General features: G+C 65.5%; 14 protein-coding genes. 3 read left to right on the top strand and 11 right to left on the bottom strand.

Going from position 1 to position 18,576, the window contains the following annotated elements:
• Window positions 1-19: 19 nt before the first annotated feature.
• From MKD49_RS14385 to MKD49_RS14410, 6 genes are read right to left on the bottom strand one after another with little or no spacing between them, the layout of a single operon-like run.
• A complete protein-coding gene (locus MKD49_RS14385; RefSeq protein WP_252696616.1) occupies window positions 20-955 on the bottom strand; it encodes a fumarylacetoacetate hydrolase family protein in 936 nt (311 codons plus the stop codon).
• A 53-nt stretch (window positions 956-1,008) separates the two neighbouring features.
• Window positions 1,009-2,148 carry a cupin domain-containing protein gene (locus MKD49_RS14390; protein WP_252696617.1) on the bottom strand — a complete coding sequence of 380 codons (1,140 nt, stop codon included), beginning with the start codon at window positions 2,146-2,148 and terminating at the stop codon, window positions 1,009-1,011.
• A 31-nt stretch (window positions 2,149-2,179) separates the two neighbouring features.
• Window positions 2,180-4,501 carry a bifunctional salicylyl-CoA 5-hydroxylase/oxidoreductase gene (locus tag MKD49_RS14395; RefSeq protein ID WP_252696618.1) on the bottom strand — a complete coding sequence of 774 codons (2,322 nt, stop codon included), beginning with the start codon at window positions 4,499-4,501 and terminating at the stop codon, window positions 2,180-2,182.
• Window positions 4,498-4,941, bottom strand: coding sequence for a thioesterase family protein (locus MKD49_RS14400; RefSeq protein ID WP_121040920.1), 444 nt, complete (start codon window positions 4,939-4,941; stop codon window positions 4,498-4,500). Before MKD49_RS14400 ends, MKD49_RS14395 begins: the two co-directional genes overlap by 4 nt.
• A 10-nt stretch (window positions 4,942-4,951) precedes the next feature.
• Window positions 4,952-6,460, bottom strand: a complete 1,509-nt coding sequence (locus tag MKD49_RS14405; protein ID WP_121040922.1) for an indolepyruvate oxidoreductase subunit beta family protein — start codon at window positions 6,458-6,460, stop codon at window positions 4,952-4,954.
• A 59-nt stretch (window positions 6,461-6,519) separates the two neighbouring features.
• Window positions 6,520-8,724, bottom strand: coding sequence for an indolepyruvate ferredoxin oxidoreductase subunit alpha (locus MKD49_RS14410; protein ID WP_252696619.1), 2,205 nt, complete (start codon window positions 8,722-8,724; stop codon window positions 6,520-6,522).
• A gap of 483 nt (window positions 8,725-9,207) precedes the next feature.
• On the opposite strand from MKD49_RS14410, the gene MKD49_RS14415 reads away from it, so the two are divergent.
• A complete protein-coding gene (locus MKD49_RS14415) occupies window positions 9,208-10,233 on the top strand; it encodes an AraC family transcriptional regulator (protein WP_134134324.1) in 1,026 nt (341 codons plus the stop codon).
• An 80-nt stretch (window positions 10,234-10,313) separates the two neighbouring features.
• On the opposite strand, the gene MKD49_RS14420 is transcribed toward MKD49_RS14415, so the two are convergent.
• The 5 genes from MKD49_RS14420 to MKD49_RS14440 form a co-directional block, all read right to left on the bottom strand.
• Complete coding sequence (locus tag MKD49_RS14420) at window positions 10,314-11,939, bottom strand: NAD(P)/FAD-dependent oxidoreductase (RefSeq protein ID WP_252696620.1); 1,626 nt, start codon at window positions 11,937-11,939, stop codon at window positions 10,314-10,316.
• Window positions 11,940-11,943: 4 nt separating this feature from the next.
• On the bottom strand, window positions 11,944-12,741 hold the full coding sequence (locus tag MKD49_RS14425) for a cyclase family protein (protein ID WP_039783213.1): 798 nt from the start codon (window positions 12,739-12,741) through the stop codon (window positions 11,944-11,946).
• Window positions 12,742-12,786: 45 nt separating this feature from the next.
• Window positions 12,787-13,239, bottom strand: a complete 453-nt coding sequence (locus MKD49_RS14430) for a flavin reductase family protein (RefSeq protein ID WP_252696758.1) — start codon at window positions 13,237-13,239, stop codon at window positions 12,787-12,789.
• A 117-nt stretch (window positions 13,240-13,356) separates the two neighbouring features.
• Complete coding sequence (locus MKD49_RS14435) at window positions 13,357-14,607, bottom strand: styrene monooxygenase/indole monooxygenase family protein (RefSeq protein ID WP_209533923.1); 1,251 nt, start codon at window positions 14,605-14,607, stop codon at window positions 13,357-13,359.
• A gap of 104 nt (window positions 14,608-14,711) precedes the next feature.
• Window positions 14,712-15,500: an SDR family oxidoreductase gene (locus MKD49_RS14440; RefSeq protein ID WP_039783210.1), complete on the bottom strand. Its 789-nt coding sequence runs from the start codon at window positions 15,498-15,500 to the stop codon at window positions 14,712-14,714.
• 427 nt (window positions 15,501-15,927) lie between these two features.
• Here MKD49_RS14440 and MKD49_RS14445 point away from each other — a divergent pair, with 427 nt between their 5' ends.
• The gene (locus MKD49_RS14445; protein ID WP_252696621.1) at window positions 15,928-16,839 is read left to right on the top strand and encodes a transporter; all 912 of its coding nucleotides are present in this window, start codon (window positions 15,928-15,930) and stop codon (window positions 16,837-16,839) included.
• A gap of 103 nt (window positions 16,840-16,942) precedes the next feature.
• Window positions 16,943-18,523 (top strand): methyl-accepting chemotaxis protein, encoded by a 1,581-nt coding sequence (locus tag MKD49_RS14450; protein ID WP_252696622.1) that lies wholly within the window; start codon window positions 16,943-16,945, stop codon window positions 18,521-18,523.
• Window positions 18,524-18,576: the final 53 nt, after the last annotated feature.

Raw genomic sequence — 18,576 nt, forward strand, 5'->3', positions numbered from 1 at the left:
CGCACTTGAATTCACGGGCTTACGCCTTGCCCGGCGGCAGCTCGCCCACGGCGACGATGGGGTTGCGCAGGCTGCCGATCTTCTCGACGGTGGCCACCACCACGTCACCCGGCCACATCCATTCCTGCGGCGAACGGCCGGCACCGACACCGGCAGGGGTGCCGGTGGCGATGATGTCGCCTGGTTCCAGGGTGATGCCGGCGCTGATGTCAGCGATCAGGGTGTCGACCTTGAAGAGCATGTGGCGGGTGTTGGAACTTTGTTTGGTCACGCCGTTGACGGTCAGGCTCAGATCCAGGTTGTGCGGGTCGGGAATCTCGTCGGCGGTGACGATCATGGGGCCGAAGGGCGCGTAGGTATCCTGGCCCTTGGAATAGATCCACTGGCCTGCGCGGCGGTTGTCGCGGGCGCTGATGTCGTTCATGACGCTGTAGCCGAACACGTAGTCCAGCGCGTCGTTCTTGCTCACGCCCTTGGCCTGCTTGCCGATGATGACGGCCAGTTCCACTTCCCAGTCCATCTGGCGGGTGATGGCCTGGTTGTGCTCGATGGCGTCACCCTGGCCGATCACGGTGGTGGGCGGCTTGGAGAAGATCACCGGCTGCTTGGGCAGCTCCTTGGCGGTATCCAGGGTACGGCTGGATTCTTCCACGTGCTCCACGTAGTTCAGGCCGATGCCGAAGATGTTCTTGCGCGGACGCGGAATCGGTGCCAGCAACCGGACGTTGACCAGCGGACGTGCCACGCCCACCGGCCACTGGCCGCGATGGCGCTCCAGCAGCGCGGTGGTGCTGGTGATGGCACACGGGCCGAGGTCGATGAAGTCCAGCATGTTGTCGGGCAGCGCCTCGCCGGCGTACAGGCCCAGCTGTTGCAGGTCGACGACCAGGTCATCGACGATGGCGCCCAGGCGGGCGGCGGCGCTCACATTGGCGCGGTAGGTAACCAGTTTCATGGCATCTCACTCCTGTTGGATGTTGGTAGGGCGTTCAGAAAATCCCTGCAGCCTCACGCTGCTGCGGGGGTAATGACGGGTTGGTGGCCGTGGTGCTCGGCATAGGCTTCTTCGCGATACAGGCCCAGCTTCTCCATGACCGGCAAATCGCTGAAGCAGAACAGGCAGGCATCCTCGCTGGCGCTGCCATTGACGTGCTCATGCCAGGCCCAGGACGGAACGCAGAAGATGTCGCGCTCCTTCCAGTCGAAGCGCTGGCCATCGATGATGGAATGGCCATGGCCCTTGGCCACCTGGTAGATGAAGCTGCCGGTATGGCGATGCGCGCGGCCCGCGAACCCCGGACGCAGCAACTGCATGCTGGCACCGATGGTGGCCATCACGTGGCCGCCGCTGACCGGGTTGGCGTAATGCATCAGCAGGCCATCAAAGGGGCTGCCCTCGGTGGCGCGGGCATAGCGTTGCAGGGCTTCATAGGTCGGCCCCCACTGGTACTTGAAGAGCGGCGAGTAGGGCCTGTTCCAGCCCACATCCTGCGGACGCAGGCCCGGTGCACCCCACAGCGCCACCGCATCGTCGACCGGATGGGTCACGGCCTGGTGCAGGTCGGGATGGACGGCGTAGAAGCCGGCCTCCAGCGCATTGACCAGCGGAATGTCCAGGCCGTCCTGCCAGATGCAGGGCAGGCCATCGGCTTCCACGCCGTGTTCGTGCCAGGTGCCATTGGGGGTGAGCACGAAGTCATTGGCTTCCAGCGTCATCTTGTGGCCGTCGACGATGGTGTAGGCACCGCGTCCTTCCATGATGAAGCGCAGGGCCGAGGAGGAATGCGCGTGCGCACTGGCGACCTCGCCCGGATGCATCACCTGCAGGCCGGAATAGAGCCAGCCGACGGCCGCCGAGACCTCGCGGCGGCCCGGATTGTCGAGATAGATCACGCGCCGGCCCGCCTTCTCCGGCGAGACCAGCGCCACCGAACGCAGCACGTGTTCGCGCAGCTCGGCATAGCGCCACAGCACGGGCACCGATTGCGATTTCGGCTGCCAGGGCTCGATCTTGTTGGCCACCGTCCAGAGTGCGCCGGTCTTCAACTGTTCCAGCTGGCGGTAGTAGGCCAGCAGTTCCGGCGTGTCCGAGACATCGGCACGGCCGGCCACGCTTTCGCGGTACTGATCGTAGGTGTCATTGCTCACGATGCTTCCCTTTCATTGACGGATGGACGGCTCAACGGCGGGTGCCGGACAGGCTGCGTTCCAGCTGGTCGCGGCCCCACTGGTAAGCGGGCGGCCAGCTCACCTCGCGCCAGCCCTGGCGGGCGCTCTCGTGCAGCAGCCAGGCCGGGTCGGCCAGCAGCGGCCGCGACAGCGCGCACAGGTCGGCGCGGCCGGAGGCGATGATGCCGTTGACCTGGTCGGCCTCGGTGATGGCCCCCACGGCGATGGTCGGCACACCGGCCTCATTGCGGATGCGGTCGGCAAACGGTGCCTGGAACATGCGGCCATAGACCGGCTTCTGCGCCGGGGTCACTTCGCCGGAAGAGACGTCGATCACGTCGGCCCCGTGCGCATGCAGCTGGCGGGCGATTTCCACCGCCTCATCCACGGTCGTGCCGCCCTCGGCCCAGTCGGTGGCCGAGATGCGGACCGACAGCGGCAGGTGCGCGGGCCAGGCGGCACGCACCGCCTTGACCACCTCCAGCACGTAGCGCAGGCGGTTTTCCAGCGTGCCGGCGTACTGATCCTGACGCTCGTTGGTCAGTGGCGAGAGGAAGCTGGAGAGCAGGCAGCCATGCCCGGCCTGCAATTCCAGCCAGTCGAAACCGGCCTCCACGGCACGTCGCGTGGCGGCCACGAAGTCCTCGCGGATGCGCGCCAGTTCCTCGTGGCTGGCCTCCGCCGGGACCTGCGAAACACCTTCCAGATAGGGCAGCGCACTGGCCGAAACCAGCGGCCAGTTGCCCGCCGCCAGCGGACGATCCGGCTGCTCCCAGCCGAGCTGGGTGGAGCCGCGCCGGCCCGCGTGATTGAGTTGCAGGCCGATGCGTGCCTGGCTGTTGGCGTGGACCATGTTGACCACGCGCTTCCAGCCCTGCTTCTGTTCCTCGTTCCACAGGCCGGGGCAGCCCGGCGTCATGCGGCCTTCGGGACTGACGGCCGTGGCCTCGGTGAGCAGCAGGCCGATGCCGCCCAGCGCACGCGCACCCAGATGCACCAGATGGAAATCGCCCGCTACGCCCTCGCGCGCCGCATACAGCAAGGTCGGCGAGGCGACCACGCGATTGTTCAGCGTCAGCTCGCGCACCTTGAAGGGCGTCAGCAGCGGCGGCGTGGGGCGCGCGCCATCGGCGGGCAGCCCGGCACGCTTGGCCAGCCAGCGTTCATAGCCTTCCAGCCATTGCGGATCACGCAGGCGCAGGTTCTCGTGCGAGATGCGCTGCGAGCGGGTCAGCAGGGAATAGGCAAACTGTTCCGGTTCCAAGTCTTCATAGCGGGCGATGTTCTCGAACCATTCGGTGGAGTTGCGCGCCGCATTCTGAATCTTCAGGACTTCCACCCCGCGTACCGCTTCATATCGCTGCAAACCGGCGCGCAGACTGCCTTCCTGTTTGAGCATGCGCGACAGTTCGATGGCGTCCTCCAGCGCCAGCTTGGTGCCGGAGCCGATGGAGAAGTGCGCCGTGTGGGCCGCATCGCCCATGAGCACCACCGGCACCTCGGCACCGGCCTCGCCATGCGGACGGGTCCACTGCACCCACTTGTCGCAGATAACGCGCGGGAAGCGGATCCAGATGGCCGAGCCGCGCAGGTGGGTGGCATTGGAGATGAGCTTCTCGCCATCGAGCCACGGGGCAAACAGTTTTTCGCAGAAGGCCACACCGTCTTCCTGCGACATCTTGTCGATGCCGGCCGCCTGCCAGGCGGCATCGGTGGTCTCGACGATGAAGGTGGACAGGCCATTCTCGAAACGATAGGCATGCGCCTGGAACCAGCCGTATTCGGTCGGCACGAAGATGAAGGTGAAGGCATCGAAGACCTTGCGCGTGCCCAGCCAGACGAAGCGGCAATTGCGTTGATCGATGTCAGGACGGAAGCTCTCGGCATAGCGGGTGCGCACGGCGCTGTTGATGCCGTCGCTGGCGATGAGCAGGTCGGCCTGGTACTGGCGCGCGATCTCCTGGTCATCCTGCACCTGGGTTTCAAAGACCAGTTCCACACCGAGTTCTTCGCAGCGTGCCTGCAGGATGTTGAGCAGGCGCTTGCGGCCGATGCCGATGAAACCGTGGCCGCCGCTGCTGATGACGCTGCCCTTGAAATGCACGTCGATGTCATCCCAGCGGCTGAACTCGCCGGTGATGGTGGCGGCCGATACCGGATCGGCCTCGCGCAGGTTGTCCAGCGTGGCATCCGAGAACACCACGCCCCAGCCGAAGGTGTCATAGGGACGATTGCGCTCGACCACCACTACACGATGAGACGGGTCCTGCAGTTTCATCAGCAGACCGAAATACAAGCCGGCGGGACCGCCGCCGATACAGACGATGTTCATGTCGCACTCCTTTGTTGTTGGTGAGCCCCCGTCTCCAGGGCGTTGCGCAGCAGGGCGGGCACATCGATGGAGCGATGCGTCTCCAGCGAGGTACACACCAGCACCTGCCGCACCTTCATGCGCAGTTCTCCGCTGACGGCGATGCAGGACAGATTGAGCGTGAGCGACTTGCCGCCCAGGCGCTCCACCTCCAGCACCAGCGTGACCTCATCGCCCATGCGCGAGACCGCCTCGAACTGCGCATGCAGTTCCACCGTCGGCAGGCCGTAGCGCAACTGGCCGATGTAGCCGGCAAAGCCGACCCCGGGCAGCAGGTGGTCGATCCAGGCTTCGAGCAGATCGTTGAACAGCACGAAGTACTGCGGATAGAAGACGATGCCGGCCGGATCACATTCGGAAAAGCGGATGCGGTGGGCACGTTCGAATCGCGGAAATGTCATGCCGTCCTCCTCATTGCAGCGCGTGTTGTTGCAGGCTGGCGCGCAGCTTGTGGCCGTGCTCGTCGGCCAGCGCCGCATCGCGCAGTTCACGCAGGACGGCGGGGGCCAGCACGCGGGCATGGCGATCCACCACCTGCATCAGGGTCTCGTAATTGCGCAGGCCGCGCACATGGGTATCGCTGTAGCCCTTGACCAGCCGCTGGCATTGCGCCACCTCCAGGGCCAGCGCCGGATTGACCGCCGCCAGCGCGGTCACACGCTGCCACCAGCGTTCGATGCGCTCGGTCTCCTGGGCATAACGCAAGGTGACGCGGCGGAAACGACGCCAGCGCGACAGCCCGTACAGCAGCAGGAAGCCGGGCAGCGAACTGGTCTTGATGACACGGCCTTCCTGCGTATGGCGGCGTACCAGGCGATGCGCCCAGTGGGGGCGCGCAAGCCAGCGGCCAAGACCGGCCGGCAGGGTCTCGCAGATTTCTTCCAGGCGCGGGTGCATGAATTCATTGATGTCCACCAGTTGCTCCTCCTTGGCGCGCACGTCGCTGCGCACCCGGTTGAAACGGCTGCTGCGGGTCTTGATATCGGCCACGCGGATGGTGTCTTCATACGACATCCACAGGGCCAGGTAGCGCGCCGATTCGGCCAGCAGTTCCGTGTCCTGGCCGCCGGGGGCCGTGGCCAGGGCAGCGAGCCGCTGCAGGTAGAGCGCGGCGTAGTCGGGGTCCTGATAGTCGATCAGGCGACGCACGCCCTCCACCGCGATGGCGGCCACCGGATCGGGATAAGCCTGGGCCTGCTGCACCAGGCGCACGACCTGCTGGTCGGCGATGGCGGCCAGTTGCACCGGCTTGAACTGCGCTGCCTCGGCCGTTGCGCCAGGTGCAGCCGCCTCGGCCTGCCGCGCCTGATCGTGGCCGACGGCAAAGGCTTTCAGGCTGGGCTTGACGCCGACCCCGCCGCGCTCGATGGTGGCTTCGAACTGGGCCCGGCTGAACGGCAGTACACCGGTGCCGCACAGGCTGCCGAAGAGCACGGCGCTGATGACGCTGCCCACCCGCTCGGCAGACTCGGCCATGTCGAAGCTGACGAAACGCTTGGCAGCCTTGCGGGCATGTTCGATCAACGCGTCGCTGTCGACCCGGCCATCGCCCATGGCGGTGCGCTCACCGATGGAATACACGCGATGGGTGGAACTGAGCAAGGTGGTACGGTCCGGCGTGACCAGGCCGCGTTGCACGGCGCGGCCCGCTTCCATCAGCTCGGAGGCGAGCACCACGTCCACGTCGCCCGGCATGGGCATCAGCGCCAGCACCGGCGTGCGTGCGCCAGGCTGGCCGGCGCCGGGGAAGAGTTCCACGTAGTAGATGGTGGCCCCGGTGCGCTGGGCTACGCCGGGCACGGAGGTGGTCTGGGCAAAATAGCCGTTGGATTCGCCCAGGTCGACGATCCAGTCGGCCAGCACGCCACCGCCCTCGCCGCCCATGGCGAGGATGGCGATCTTGATCGGTTTAGGGGACATGGTGCAGCTCCATCTTCAAGGTCAGGTTCTTGTTCATTGCAGTCATGGCGCGTCCCGGCTCAGAAGGCGTAACGCGCACGGCGCCTGGCGTCGCGTGCCTGCAGCCAGCCGATCACCACGGTGCGCACGCGCTGGCGCAGCTTGTCCATGCGGCTGGGGTTGGTGATGATCTCGGCGCGGAAGAACGAGGGGCACAGCACCGCCGCATGCGAGACCTCGCCGCACAGGCCGCAGCCCACGCAGCTGTCCACCACGGTGGCGACCGGATCACGCCGCAGCGGATCGGGGTTGCTCTTGATGGAGAGCGACGGGCAGCCCGACAGGCGGATGCAGGAGTGGTCCCCGGTGCAGGTCTCGGGATCGACGCCGAAGCGCTCGCGCACCACGCGCTGGCCGGCAGCGACGGCCTTGCGCACCTTGGGTTTTTCGCGGCGCTGCAGGTTGAGCATGCATTCGCTCTGCGCCACCAGGACCTTCGGGCCTTTCTCGGTGGTGGTCAGGGCTTCGCGCAGGGTGCTGGTCATGCGCTTCAAGTCATAGGTGCGCTTGATGGTGCGCACCCATTTCACACCCACGCCCTTGACCGCCGTCTCGATCTCATGACCGGTGCTGCGGGTGGCGTTGACGGCGCGCGAGGACGGAATGTCCTGGCCGCCGGTGGCCGAGGTGTAGTTGTTGTCGATGATGATGGTGAGGTTGTCGCTCTGGTTGAAGACCGCATTGGCCACGCCGCTGGTCAAACCGTTGTGCCAGAAACCGCCGTCGCCCATCACCGAGATGGCGCGCTTGCCGGCCGGCGCATTGAGCGCCGCCGCCCCGGCCCCGCCCAGGCCATAGCCCATGGTGGTGTTGCCCAGGTTGAAGGGCGGCAGGATGGAAAACAGGTGGCAGCCGATGTCGGCGCTGATGTGGTGCTCGCCCAGCTCACGTTCCACCAGCTTCATGGCGGTGAAGATGGGCCGCTCCGGACAGCCGGTGCAGAAGCCCGGCGGCCGTGCATGCACCGACTGGTCCAGCGTGGGCAGTTTCGCTTCCTTGATGGTGACCTCGGCGCTCCTGGCCGGGGCATTGCCGTTGGCGATGGGGATCACGCGCGGCGTGCTGGCTGCCGGTGCGGGAGCGGGCTGTGGCTCGATGATCTGGTAACGCTCCAGGAACTTGCGCACCCCGGCCAGTACGGTGGCGGTGTTGTATTCACCGGCCATCGGCAACAGGTCCTTGCCATGCAGCTGCGTGGGCAGGCCGAGCTGGCGCAGGATGTTGGCCACGTTCTGCTCGACGAAGTTGGGCTGGCCTTCTTCCAGCACCAGGATGGCGCGCTTGCCCTGGCAGAAGCGGTCAAACTCGGCATCCACCAGCGGATAGGCGACGTTCATCACGTACAGAGGAATCTTCGACTCGCCGAATACATCGGACAGGCCCAGTTGTTCCAGCGCACGGATCAGCGTGTTGTAGGTACCGCCCTGCAGGGCGATGCCGACATCGGCCGCGTCTTCGGCAAAGAACTCATTGAGCTGGCGGGCGCGGATGAATTCGATGGCGGCGGGCCAGCGCTGCTCGACCTTTTCCTTTTCATGCAGGAAGCTGGCGGGCGGCAGCACGATGCGGCTGAGGTCGCGCGCCGGATTTTCCAGCGCATCCTTGACGGTGAAGGACGGACGCCGGTTGGCCGAACTGACGAACTGCCCGTGCACGTGGCAGGAGCGGATGCGCATCTGCAACATCACCGGCGTGCTGCTGGCTTCGGACAGGTCGAAGCCATCCTTGACCGCCTGCACGATGCAGGGCAGGTTGGGACGCGGATCGAGCAGCCACATCTGCGACTTCATGGCGAAGGCATGGCTGCGTTCCTGCATGATGGAGGAGCCCTCGCCATAGTCTTCGCCGACGATGATGAGCGCACCGCCCAGCACCCCGCCCGAGGCCAGGTTGGCCAGCGCGTCGGAAGCCACGTTGGTGCCGACGGTGGCCTTGAAGGTCACCGCGCCGCGCAGCGGATAGTTCACCGAGGCTGCCAGGGTGGCGGCAGCGGTCGCTTCGCTGGCGCTGTTCTCGAAGCGGATGCCGTGTTCCGACAGGATGTCCTGGGCATCGGCCAGCACGTCCATCAGGTGCGAGATCGGTGCGCCCTGGTAACCGGCCACATAGGCCACGCCTGACTCCAGCAAGGCCTTGGTGACGGCCAGGATGCCCTCGCCGCTGAATACTTCCCCTGCGCCCAGGCGCAGTTTCTTGACTTCTTCTACGAATGATCGCTCGGCCATCGTGGTCCCCGTGTGCAATGAATTTCCTTGTGTTGCACTTTCGTTCCCGGGGAGGCTGGCGTCAATACATGATTAATCATGCATCAGGACTTTTGGCAGAGGCTGGATAAGGCGCGCATTCCGGGGATAGAAACAGGATTGGACCAAGGATGGAAACGGGCGGCAAGACAACTTTTCCGCCGATGGCCGGGGGCGCCAGAAAGCCTTAAACCGTTGGGAAAAATCACCAATAATAATGATTTACGGATTTTTCGTTACTCGCCGACAACATCCGCTGCACGCCATCGATGACGCCATGTTGCAGCGCATATTGCCACCACGGGCCCGGCAATGAGATAAAGACATCACAAGAACTAAAACATGATTTTTCATACATCTTGGCACGAAACTTGTTAGGCAAAGGAAGTCATTTCCGCCCTCTTGTTTCCGCCCTGATGATGACAAGAGACACCACCGCCGGACTAGCCTGCAGAGGTAGCAGCCATGATGAACGTACTCCACTCCGATCCCTCCACCGGGCGCATGCCCATGCCGGCGTCGGTCGAACGCCTGCTCAATGGTTCCAACAAGCTCCTGTTCGCCTCGTCCGACCTGGACGAAGTGCGCTCCATGGTCGGCCGCGTGATGAAACCGCACCGGCTGGACCTCACCGGCCAGGGCGAGCGCCTGGATGCGCGCATGCATTACACCTCGCTGGGCGACCTGTCGGTGAGCCGCCTGCGCTATGGCTCGGCGGTACAGATCGAGCCGGGCTCGCTGGACAGCTTCTTTCTGGTGCAGATGCCTCTTTATGGGATGGCGCGTATCGAAAGCGGTGCACAGCACATCGATTCCTCGGCCGAGCTGGCCTCGGTGCTGAGCCCGCAGGAAGCCACCCGCATGACCTGGATGGCCGGTACCGATCAGCTGATGCTGCGCCTGTCGCGCTCGCTGGTGGAACGCACCCTGGTCGGTTATCTCGGCCATCCGCTCAACGAGCCGCTGCGTTTCGAGCTGGGCTTTCGCTGGCGCGAGTGTGCGCCGTGGCAATGCATGCTGTCCTACCTGATCGACTGCACCCTGCAGCATCCCGACCTGGCCATGCACAAGATCGTGGTGTCGCAGATCGAACAGCTGGCGGCGTCCATCCTGGTCACCTCGCATCGTCACAATCATTGCGAGGACGCCCCGGCACGCCGCAGTACCATCCTGCCGCGCCATGTGCGGCGCGCCCAGGATTTCCTGGAAGCCCATGCACACGAGCCGGTCACGGCCGAGCAACTGGCCCAGGCCGCCGGCGTGAGCGTGCGCAGCCTCTATGCGGGCTTCAAGGATTTCCTCGGCGTGAGCCCGATGCAATACCTGCGCGACCTGCGCATGGAACGCGCCCGCGCCGAGCTCATGAGCGGCGACAGCAACCACGTGGCCGGTGTGGCGCTGCGCTGGGGCTTCGCCCACATGGGCCGCTTCAGCAACGAATACAAGCAACGCTACGGCGAATCGCCCAGCAAGACCTTGCGGGCGCGCTGACCCCTGGCGATTGACGAAAAAAATGCGCCGGGATCACCGGCGCACAAACCCTCCAGACCAGAGAGTAGAGAAACAGCGCGTCAGCGCGGCGCCAGCCGCTGCGCAACCATGTAGCCGGAACCCGCGCCCAGTCCCGGTCCGGGATGGGTGCTGGCGCCGATGTGGAAGACATTGGCCACGGTCGTCTGCTGTCCGCGCGCCCCGTGGCTACCTGCAAACGGACGCAGCCAGAAGAACTGGTCGGGCGAACACACGCCCGAATACGGATCGCCACCCACCAGATTGCAGTTCAGTGCCTCCAGATCCGCCGGCGAATAAGCGCGGCGGCCCACGACCCGTTGACCCAACCCCGGCATGACCTGCTCCAGCTGCGCCTGCACCCGGTCCGCGAAGGCCTCGCGCACCTCGGCGGTCCAGCGGCCATCTGCCGCAACGGCGATCTCGCCGGCGCTGTCGCCCTTGAGGCGGGACGGCAATTCCTGCATCTGTATCCACAGGATCCAGCCCCCCGCCGGTGCGCGCGAGGGATCGGCGGCCACCGGCTGGCCGATGGCCAAGGTAGGACGCGCCGGCAACCAGCCATTGTTGGCCCCGGTCACGTTGGCGCACACCTGCTCCATGCTCTCCGTGAGGTGCACCAGCGGCACCTGCAACAGCTCCGGGGTAGTCCAGGCCGGTGGGGCATCCAGCGCGAAGTGGATCTGCATGCCGCCACGGCCGAACTGGTAGCTCCCGGCCCGCTCCCGCACCGCCTGCGGTGCCTGCGCCAGCAGACGGCCATAAAGCTGCGGCGGCGTGACGTTGCAGACCACCGCCTGCCCGGCCTGCAACTGCGTACCGTCGGCCAGCTCGACGCCGGTGGCGCGCTGCTTGCGGCCTTCGCCGCGCGTCATGATGCGGGCCACGTCAGCGTTCGTGCGGACCTCGCCGCCATGCTGCATGATGAGATGCGACAGGGCCGCCACCAGCTGCCCGCCCCCGCCCTTGACCACCGGCATGCCACCGCTGACCACGGCTGCGAAGGTCAGCTTGCCGATCAGGGCCGAGGTGGCATCGTCCGGACCGAGACCGGAATGCAGCACCCAGGGGGCGATCAGGGCGCGCGCCAGATCCGACTTGAGCGTGCGTTGCGACCAGCGGCGGAAGCTTTCCATGGCATCCGCGCCAAAACCGAGCAGGCCATCCAGTCCGCGCGCCCGCCATTCGGAAAACAGCAGCCGCAGCAGCTTCCAGCCATACGGATCGCTGCCCAGCAGACCGAAGGTCAGCGCCGCATCCTGTCCGAACAGGCGCTGCGCCATGGCCAGCAAGGCCGCGCCATCGCCCGGTGCCAGCGCGTCGATGCGGGCAGCGGCGTCGGCCAGGTCCTGACGCAGGGCCAGGCCCCGGCCATCGGGCGTGACCAGCCCGGTGGTGTAGGCCGGCTGCAGGAATTCCAGTCCGGCCGTCTTGAGGTCGTCGGCCAGTTCGGCATAGGCTGGGCTGCCCATGAAGAGCGGATACCAGGACGACAATACCTCATGGGTATAACCCGGAAACAGCGTCTCGGTGCGGATGCAGCCACCGGCGCGGTCATTGCGTTCCAGCACCAGCACGCGCTTGCCGCGCCGCGCCAGCAGCGCGGCGCCGACCAGTGAATTGATGCCGCTGCCGACGAAGATCACATCGGCCGCATCCGGCCCGGCAAAGGAATGTGCGCTGGCCATGTGCTTACTCCACCAGCGCCAGCACGCGCAGCGGACTGCCGGAACCGCCCTCGATCTTGAGCGGTGCGGAGAAGAGCATCGCCCCCTGCGGCGGCAACTGATCCAGATTGCGCAGGCATTGCAGGCCGTAGCGATTGGCACCGTGCATGAGCGTGTGGCAAGGATAGGGAACCGGCCACGCGTAGGACTGGCCGGCATCGGTGTTGATGGTTTCCACGCCGAAGCCGTGTACCTTGCGCTGGTGGATCAGCCATTCGACAGCGGCCTGCGTGGGACCGGGCGTATGCGCACCGTCCTCGCGCAGGTTGAGGAAGGCGTCCGCATCATCGACCCGCAGCGACCAGTCGGTACGCAACAGGACCCAGGCACCGGCCGGGATGGCACCATGCTGCGCTTCCCATTGTTCGAGGAAAGGCACGTCGAGCAGCCAGTCTTCGTTGGCGGCCACTTCGGCGCTGGCATCGATCACCACGGCCGGCGCAATGAAGTTGCCGGGCGCGATGGTATCGACGCTGTTGCCGGGATGGTCGCGTCCGCTGATCCAGTGCACCGGTGCATCGAAGTGGGTGCCGGTGTGCTCGCCACAGGAGAAGTTGTTCCAGTACCAGGCCGGACCGGATTCATCGTAGTGCGAGATGCGCTCGATCTTGAAGCCCTGCACCTGGCCGAATTGCGGCGGCAGTTGCAGCGCGGGGAAAGACGGGGACAGCGTCTGCGTCAGGTCGACCACGCGCAGGCGGCCATCGGCCAGACCGGCGGCCAGGGCGGGCAGCAGCGCAGTGGAGGTGTGGGGGGATGCCATGGAGGGCTCCTTCAGTGATGCGAACAGGATGAAATCAGGAGGCCATCAGGCCGCCGCCTGCAGGGCGGTGAAGCGCCCGGCATGGAACACCAGCGGTGCCGCCGGCTGGTGGCCGGTGCGCACGATGCGCCCGACCATCAGCAGGTGATCGCCCACGGTACGGCTATGGTCGTTCTCGCACACCAGTACGGTGAGCGCACCGGCGATCACCGGCAGGTCTTCCGGTGCCTGGGCCACGGCCACGCCCTCGAACTTGTCGGCGATGGCCGGGGTGGCGAAGCGGCGCGCCAGCTCTTCCTGTCCGTCGGCCAGCACGTTGATGGCGAAGTGCGCACAATCGCGGAAGGCGTCCAGGTTGGGCGAGTGGTTCACCAGGCTCCACAGTACCAGCGGCGGATCCAGGGACAGCGAGGCAAAGGAATTGATGGTCAGCCCGACATCGCGTCCGTCGCGGGTGCGCATGGTGACGATGGCCACGCCGGTCGGATAGGCCCCCATCAGGTTGCGCAGGGTGCGCGGCGCCAGGTCGGTCTGGCCCCACGGGGCCGGTTGCGCCTGCAGATCAGGCGTGGCTTCGGCCAAGGCCAGGGTTGCAATGGACGACATGATGGCTCCTTATGCAGCGACGGCCACGGCCTTGGCCTGATGGCCGGCCACCAGTTCCTCGCAGGCCTGGGCATCGGCCCACCAGGGGAAGTAGCGCGGCGGGTGGTTGAAGCCTTCGGCGATTTCCTTGGCCAGCGACGGCATCTGTCCGGCTGCACCCAGCAGGCCGAGGATGTGCGGCGGCGGCGGGGTCAGCAGGGAGTTGGTCCACTGCACCACCCACTTGGCGTAATCCCAGAACTGTTCAAAGGTCTGCTCCATCCAGTCACGGGTATAGGGCTGGTCGCCATGGGCCAGGATGGCATCGAGATAGACCTTGGCTGCCTTGGTGGCATTGTTGGCCCCTTGCCCGGTGATCGGGTCATTGGTGGCCACGGCGTCACCCAGGCCAAAGACCAGGCGGCCGGACGGCAGCGTCAGTACCGGCTTGCGCACGGTAGGCGCGAACGAACCGGCAAGGATGCCCTTGTCATCGGTCAGTTCGGCGTGCTCGGCGCGCTCGGCCTCCCACGGCAGGAACTTGCGCAGGAAGTCCTTGGACGTGGCCAGATGCTCCTGCGGAGTCCGCACCTCGCGCCAGCAATCCAGCGGACCACCGGGGATGCCCTCGAAGACCATGATGTCGCACGGGCCGGACAGGGTCAGGGCCGGGAACACGAAGTACTCGCCGACGCCGGGGATCAGGTTGAAGGCTACGCTGGAATAGTCCGGCTGGCGCTTGAGGCCATGCACATAGGTCAGGGCCAGGGAACGCTGCGGCTTGTCGAAGGGAGAACGGGCGGCATCGCGCTCGAAGAGCTTGACCACTTCGCCCTTGCCGGCGGCCAGGATCACCAGGTCATGCTGTTCGGAAAGCACTTCCAGTTCGGCCACGCCGGCATCCTGGATCAGGACCTTGCCGCCGCGCGCCTCCACCTGCTCCAGCCAGGACGACATCTTCAGGCGCTGGTCCACGGCCTGCGCCGGACGGTCCAGGCGGGCGCTCCAGTCGATGGCCTTGGCCCCGGGCACCTCCGGATGCGGTACGGCAAAGCTGATGCCCTGCACCGGCGGACATTGCTGTTCCCAGTCATTCAAGCCGAGATCGCGTTCGATCTGCAGCGACGGATCGAACATGCACTGGCTGGACATGACCTTGCCGTTGCGCAGGTCATCGGGTGTGCGATTGGTCACCACGGTGACCTGATAACCCTGCTCCAGCAAACCGAATGCCAGCGGAAGACCGGCCTGACCACCACCTACGATCGCGATGCTACGCATGATGTTTCTCCTCTCGTTGTCAATCGATCCGGATCAGCTGAATGATGCGAACCGATCGTTGAAAATTGTTTAAATGTTTTAAATCGTATAAATCATTGATGGCTTCACTGCGCCAGGCGCGGAATGGCCGGCACGGCCTGCTCCGGCCCCATGGCGGAATAGCCGCCATCGACGGCGTAATCGGCCCCGGTGACGAAGGAAGCGTGGCCGGACAGCAGGAAGGCCACCACATCCGCCACTTCTTCCGGGTTGCCCACGCGCTTCAACAGATGGAAATCGGCCGCCACGCGGTCAGTCTTGGCGCGGTCGCCGCCGGTCAGTTCATCCATCACGCGCGACCAGGTCCAGCCGGGCGAGACCGAGTTCACGCGGATGGCGTCACCCGCAAAGTCCATGGCCATGTTGCGCGTGACCTGCACCAGCGCTGCCTTGGAGACCGGATAGAGCCAGCGCCCGGTCTGCGCCACCTTGGACGAGATGCTGGTGAAGTTGACGATGGCACCGCCACCCGCCTTGACCAGATAAGGCCGCACCGCATGGGCGGCCATGACGGCGCTGACCAGATTCACATCCAGGGTCTTGAGCCAGTCCTGGCGTGAGGAAGCGGCACCGTCATCGAGATAGGAGGCGGCCAGGTTGACCAGGAAATCGAGCCGGCCGAAATGCGCCGCCACCTCTTCCACGGCCTTGGCCACTTGCGCGTCATCGGTGATGTCCACGCGCCAGAAGCGACAGGCGCTGCGGTCTTCACCGGCCACGCGCTGGCCGCCGTCGGCGTCGATGTCGAACAGCGCCACCTTGACGCCATAACTGCGCAGGCGGCGGACCACGCCTGCACCGATCAGGGTGGCACCGCCGGTGACGACCGCCACTTTGCCTTCGAGATCTTTCATTGCGCTAACCCTCTGTTGTCGGTTGTGGTGATGCAGGGAGAAGAGCATCGCTTGCTCGCTGCGCCTGCAATGCATGATGGACGCAGCAAGCCGCAAGGCCCTATCCGCAGCGCGCACGGGCTATCCATCGTTTGCGGCAATTTGAAAAGCCGGGTCCGGCAGGCGGCGCGCGTTGCCGCGCGGCATGGCCGGGTTCGGCGATGGCGCAAGTTCCTGCACTCAGGGGATAGCGATGACCGGATCTGGATCATCGGTTTGCGAGCACTGCCGCGATCATTGATCCGCCTCAATTCATCTACACGCCAGGCCACTCCGCCACCCGCGCCGGTGTTTCACACCGCAGCACGCTGGGGCCGCGGCAAGTGCTGAAGCGAGCGCGTCGTCTGCACCTGACCTGCCACCACCATTTCACACACAGAGGGAAACCATGAAGAACGCACCACGCACACTGCTGGCACGCGCCCTGGGACTGGGCTGCAGCCTGGGCCTGGCCCTGGCCTGTCTGCCGGCCCATGCCATCGACGGCAGCGGCCTGCCGTCCTATCCGGACGGGCTGGAAAACTTCGGTTCGGGCGCACTGCCGCCACCGGGGGTCTACGGCATGGTCTATACCGGCTTTGCACAATACGACCATATCCGCGGCAACAACGGCCAGGACATCGGCCCGCCGGACTTCCGCGTGCAGGTCGGCGTGCTGGCACCGCGCGTGGTGTGGGTCACGCAACAAAGCATCCTCGGCGGCCAGCTGGCCTTCCACGCACTGGCACCGCTGCTGGATGTGGATGTGCGTGCAGGCGGCCGTAATTTCCACAGCCGCGGCCTGGGTGACATCACCGTCGGCCCGGCCCTGGCGTATCACGCCTCGCCGGCCCTGCATTACGCCGTCGGCTTCGACATCACCATGCCCAGCGGCCAGTACAGCAGCGACAATCCCTCCAGCCTTGGCAAGAACATCTGGGTCTACCAGCCGCTGGTGGCCCTGAGCTACATCCAGCGCGAAGGCGTCAATGCCGACGTCAAGCTGATGTATGACTTCAACGGCCGCAACGGTGCCACGCAAACCCGCTCGGGCCAGGCCATCCACGCCGACTATGCGCTGGGCTGGGGCTTCGGGAACGGCCTGGTGGCCGGGGTAGGCGGCTATGTCTATCAGCAGGTGACCAATGACAGCGGCCCCAATGCCGCAGCCGGCAAGTCGCAGGCACTGGCCATCGGCCCCAACCTCAAATACGACAACGGCAAAGGCCTGGTGGTCACTGCCAAGTTCCAGCAGGAATATGACGTCCGCAATCGCCCCGAGGGCAAGCAGTTCTACGTGAAGGCCATCCTGCCGTTCTGACGCGGCTCACGGACTGGCTCTCCCGCCATCGGCCAGGCCGGCCGGTGGCGGGCCTCTTCCCTGCCGGCCATCGCCGGCGACCTCATTTGCAGGAGATCCGCTCATGGACACCCAGCCTGGCACCACGCGTCCGCTGCCCCTGGCATTGCGCATCGGCCTCACCTTCGGCACCCTGGTACTGCTGTGCATCCTGTCCGGCGTGATCGGGCTATGGCAGTTGCAGCTCGTCACCGGCAAGCTCGATGCCGTGGTCAACGACGGCAATCTCAAGCTGGCGCTGGCACAGGACCTGTCGCGGCAGGTCCATATCGGAGTGGAATCCTTCCAGAGCGTCATCATCATCAGCGACAAGGCGGCGGCCGAGGCGGCCATGCAGCGCGGGGGCGCAGCGCATGAGCGTTTCATCAAGCAACGCAAGGCACTGCTGGCACTGGTGTCCGATGAGCAGATGCGGCAACTGACGCAAACCGTCTTCACCGTGAACGACCAGAAGGCCGAGCCAGCCTTTGGATACTTCGTGCAACTAAGTATGGCCGGCCAGCGCGAGGAAGCCGGCCGCTGGCTGGCCACGCAGCTCAATCCGGCGCTGGCGCAATTGCAGGCGGCGATCCAGGCACTCATCGATCTCCAGACCGAACGCAATCATCAGCTGCAACTGCAGAGCCAGCGGGACAGCCAGCGCGCGCGCTGGCTGATGGGAGCATGCTTCGTGGCTTGCCTGGTCTTTGCCGGCGGGGCGGGTTACGCGCTCATTGCCGGCATGCGCAAGAGTCTGGGGGGCGAACCGCATGATGCGCTGCATGTCGCGCACGAGATCGCCGGCGGCAACCTGGTGGTGACGGTACCGGTGGCCGGACGCGACCAGGCCAGCATGATGGCGGCCATGCGCGAGATGCGCGACAAGCTCATCGCCGTGGTCGGCCTGGTCAATCACAATGCACAGGCGGTGGCGTCGGCCAGCCAGCAGATCGCGCAGGGACATCATGATCTCTCCGAGCGCACCGAAATCCAGGCCAGCTCCTTGCAGCAGACTACGGCCTCGATGGGTGAACTGAGCAGCAAGGTGCGCTATACCGCCGACCAGTCGGCGCTGGCCTGTCGCCTGTCCGATGAAGCATCGGCCGCGACCCGCAGCGGGCGCGAAGTGGTGGAGCGCGTCATCGCGCAGATGCAGGAAATCGATACCAGCTCGGGCCGGATTGTGGACATCATTTCGGTCATCGAGGGCCTGGCTTTCCAGACCAACATCCTCGCCCTGAATGCGGCGGTGGAAGCGGCGCGTGCCGGAGAACAGGGACGCGGCTTCGCAGTGGTGGCGACCGAGGTACGCACGCTGGCCCAGCGTTCGGCAGCGGCCTCGCGCGAGATCAAGCAACTGATCCTGGCGTCGGTGGACAGCAGCGCCGCGGCCAGCAAGCTGTCGCGCGAGGCCGGGGCGGCCATGCAGCAGGTGGTGGAGAGCATTGCCCGCGTCAACAGCGTGATGCGCGATATCTCTTCGGCCAACCAGGAACAGAGCACCGGCATCGGCGAAGTGAACCAGGCGCTGATCCAGCTCGACGACCTCACGCAAAAGAATGCGGCACTGGTGGAAGAGGCGACGGCGGCCTCGATTTTCCTCAATGACAAGGCGGGCGAACTGGCGCGTTCGGTGAGGACTTTCCAGTTGCCCGTGATTGCCTGATCACAAGACCGCGTCAGACATTTCCCACATCAAAAGCACAGGATGACTGATCC

The sequence above is a fragment of the Herbaspirillum sp. WGmk3 genome, from assembly GCF_023952535.1.
GTDB classification, from domain to species: domain Bacteria; phylum Pseudomonadota; class Gammaproteobacteria; order Burkholderiales; family Burkholderiaceae_D; genus Herbaspirillum; species Herbaspirillum huttiense.

What these genes read in the sequence shown, in the direction of transcription:
- MKD49_RS14385 (WP_252696616.1), bottom strand. Translation starts at nt 955, where the DNA reads ATGAAACTGGTTACCTACCGCGCCAATGTGAGCGCCGCCGCCCGCCTG.
- MKD49_RS14395 (WP_252696618.1), bottom strand. Translation starts at nt 4,501, where the DNA reads ATGAACATCGTCTGTATCGGCGGCGGTCCCGCCGGCTTGTATTTCGGT.
- MKD49_RS14400 (WP_121040920.1), bottom strand. Translation starts at nt 4,941, where the DNA reads ATGACATTTCCGCGATTCGAACGTGCCCACCGCATCCGCTTTTCCGAA.
- MKD49_RS14405 (WP_121040922.1), bottom strand. Translation starts at nt 6,460, where the DNA reads ATGTCCCCTAAACCGATCAAGATCGCCATCCTCGCCATGGGCGGCGAG.
- MKD49_RS14410 (WP_252696619.1), bottom strand. Translation starts at nt 8,724, where the DNA reads ATGGCCGAGCGATCATTCGTAGAAGAAGTCAAGAAACTGCGCCTGGGC.
- MKD49_RS14415 (WP_134134324.1), top strand. Translation starts at nt 9,208, where the DNA reads ATGATGAACGTACTCCACTCCGATCCCTCCACCGGGCGCATGCCCATG.
- MKD49_RS14420 (WP_252696620.1), bottom strand. Translation starts at nt 11,939, where the DNA reads ATGGCCAGCGCACATTCCTTTGCCGGGCCGGATGCGGCCGATGTGATC.
- MKD49_RS14425 (WP_039783213.1), bottom strand. Translation starts at nt 12,741, where the DNA reads ATGGCATCCCCCCACACCTCCACTGCGCTGCTGCCCGCCCTGGCCGCC.
- MKD49_RS14430 (WP_252696758.1), bottom strand. Translation starts at nt 13,239, where the DNA reads ATGGGGGCCTATCCGACCGGCGTGGCCATCGTCACCATGCGCACCCGC.
- MKD49_RS14435 (WP_209533923.1), bottom strand. Translation starts at nt 14,607, where the DNA reads ATGCGTAGCATCGCGATCGTAGGTGGTGGTCAGGCCGGTCTTCCGCTG.
- MKD49_RS14440 (WP_039783210.1), bottom strand. Translation starts at nt 15,500, where the DNA reads ATGAAAGATCTCGAAGGCAAAGTGGCGGTCGTCACCGGCGGTGCCACC.
- MKD49_RS14445 (WP_252696621.1), top strand. Translation starts at nt 15,928, where the DNA reads ATGAAGAACGCACCACGCACACTGCTGGCACGCGCCCTGGGACTGGGC.
- MKD49_RS14450 (WP_252696622.1), top strand. Translation starts at nt 16,943, where the DNA reads ATGGACACCCAGCCTGGCACCACGCGTCCGCTGCCCCTGGCATTGCGC.